The organism is Trebonia sp., from assembly GCF_049794275.1.
Taxonomy (GTDB): Bacteria; Actinomycetota; Actinomycetes; order Streptosporangiales; family Streptosporangiaceae; genus Trebonia.
Window position 1 is genome coordinate 1 of record NZ_JBARCR010000374.1, and the last position, 2064, is coordinate 2064.

Genomic DNA, 2064 nt, shown 5'->3' on the forward strand with positions numbered 1-2064 from the left:
GTCGCGGACCCGCCGCGCGCCGGGCTGGCCCGCGAGGTCACCGGCTACCTGGCCGGCGGCGGCGCCGAGCGGTTCTGCTATGTGTCTTGCGATCCGGCCACGCTGGCCCGCGACCTCGGCCGACTGCTCGCGGCCGGCTGGCGGCTCGATGAACTGCGCGCGTTCGACGCGTTCCCGATGACCCACCACGTGGAGTGCGTCGCCGCGCTCAGCCGCTGACGCGACGCCGGGCCGGCTTCCGGCCCTCCGTGACTAGGGGGCGTCGGTCTTGCCGTCGTTGCTGGCGGGGTTGTCCGGCTTCGCCGCGCCGGCCACGTAATACCCGAGTCCTGGGTACCGCATCAGCAGACCCTCGTCCACCAGCAGCCGCAGCGCCTTGGCGCAGGTCTGCCTCGCGTGCCCGTACCGCTGGCTCAGCGTGGTGATGGACGGGGTCGGCGTGCCGGGCGGATACGTGCCGTCCGCTATCGCACGCCGCAGTTCTGCCGCGAGGCGGATGTACGCTCTCGGGTCTGCTTCGTCACCTATCGACACTCTTGTACCGTACTCGAATGGCAATATTGCCAATCGCAACGCTTCGACAGTAGTCGACGATGGACATCCCGCCGTAATCCCGCTACGCTGGCCGCCATGTACCTATGGGCCCTGCATTCCGGTGACACCGCCGAGCCGCCGCGGGTGCGCGGCATTACCGACGACCTGGATCGCGTGATGCGGCTGACCGAGCCTTACCTCATCGAGGGACGCTGTTTCCTCTGCTGTGTTGTGGAGGTACGGCACGTCATGACCGTGATCGGCATAGACACGTCCTACGCGCCGACCGGGCGCGGCTGGATCGGCCGTCGCAACACCCGCGGCGGCGTCGCCTGGCGGGAGACGGAGATACCTGTCGACCCGTCGGCCGCACCGCCATCGGATGCGTCAGGATTGGACGCATGCGACTACGGATTTTCACAGAACCCCAGCAGGGCGCCAGCTACGCCACCCTCCGCCGGGTGGCCACCACCGCGGAAGCCCTCGGCTTCGACGCGTTCTTCCGTTCCGACCACCTGATGAAGATGGGCCCCGGCGACGGCTTGCCGGGGCCGACCGACTCGTGGGCGACGCTCGCCGGGCTCGCCGCGGAGACCAGCAGCATCCGGCTGGGCACGCTGGTGACCGCCGCGACGTTCCGGCTACCGGGGCCGCTCGCCATCGCCGTCGCGCAGGTGGACGACATGAGCGGCGGCCGGGTGGAGCTCGGCATCGGCACCGGCTGGTACGAGGCCGAGCACCGGGCGTACGGCGTTCCGTTCCCGCCGCTGAAGGAGCGCTTCGACCGGCTTGAGGAGCAGCTCGCGATCATCACCGGGCTGTGGGAGACGCCGCTGGGCGAAAAGTTCTCCTTCGACGGCACGTACTACCAGGTCGCCGACTCGCCCGCGCTGCCCAAGCCCGTGCAGCGCCCGCGGCCCCCGGTGATCATCGGCGGCGGCGGCCGGCGCAGGACCCCGGCGCTCGCCGCGCGGTACGCCGACGAGTTCAACGCGAACTTCGTGTCGGTCGCCGACGCGGGTGCGCAGTTCGGACGGGTGCGGGACGCCTGCCGGGCGGCGGGGCGGGACCCGGAGTCGATGACCTACACCGTCGCGCACACCGTCTGCTGCGGGAAGGACGACGCGGAGCTGCGCCGCCGCGCCGCCGCGATCGGCCGTGACGTCGCGGCGCTGCGCGACAACGGCATCGCGGGCACGCCATCGGAGGTCGCGGACAAGATCGGCGAGTACGCCGAGGCCGGCGCTTCGACGGTCTACCTCCAGGTGCTCGACCTCGCTGACCTCGACCAGCTAGAGCTGATCGCCGCGGAGGTATTGCCGCAGGTCTGAGGCAGGCGCCTCGCTCCTTCCCGCCCCGTTGCCCCGGGCAGGGATGCCATCAGCGGTGCGTGTGCTTACGATCATTGCTGTGGGAACGCCATCAGGGGAACAGCGCGGGCACCGGGACCCGGCCGCCGACGCATCGCGGCCTGGCCCCCCGCCCGCGCGCCCTCACTCCGGCCAGCCCACCTCCGGCCCTCAAGGCGCC

General features: G+C 71.2%; 2 protein-coding genes and 1 pseudogene. 2 read left to right on the forward strand and 1 reads right to left on the reverse strand.

Translation table 11 applies throughout. From position 1 onward, the window contains the following. Positions 1-219 (forward strand): annotated as a pseudogene (locus WA805_RS10215) (class I SAM-dependent RNA methyltransferase); the annotation flags it as partial. A 33-nt stretch (positions 220-252) separates the two neighbouring features. Here the strand turns inward: WA805_RS10215 and WA805_RS10220 are convergent. Further along, entirely contained in the window at positions 253-534 is a 282-nt protein-coding gene (locus WA805_RS10220) for a winged helix-turn-helix domain-containing protein (protein ID WP_422270689.1), read from the reverse strand. A 401-nt stretch (positions 535-935) separates the two neighbouring features. Between WA805_RS10220 and WA805_RS10225 the strand changes: the two genes are divergently transcribed. After that, positions 936-1865 carry an LLM class F420-dependent oxidoreductase gene (locus tag WA805_RS10225; RefSeq protein WP_422270692.1) on the forward strand — a complete coding sequence of 310 codons (930 nt, stop codon included), beginning with the start codon at positions 936-938 and terminating at the stop codon, positions 1863-1865. The last annotated feature ends 199 nt before the right edge of the window (positions 1866-2064 follow it).

Excerpts from the sequence above, each read along its gene's own strand:
- WA805_RS10225 (WP_422270692.1), top strand. The coding sequence starts at position 936 with ATGCGACTACGGATTTTCACAGAACCCCAGCAGGGCGCCAGCTACGCC.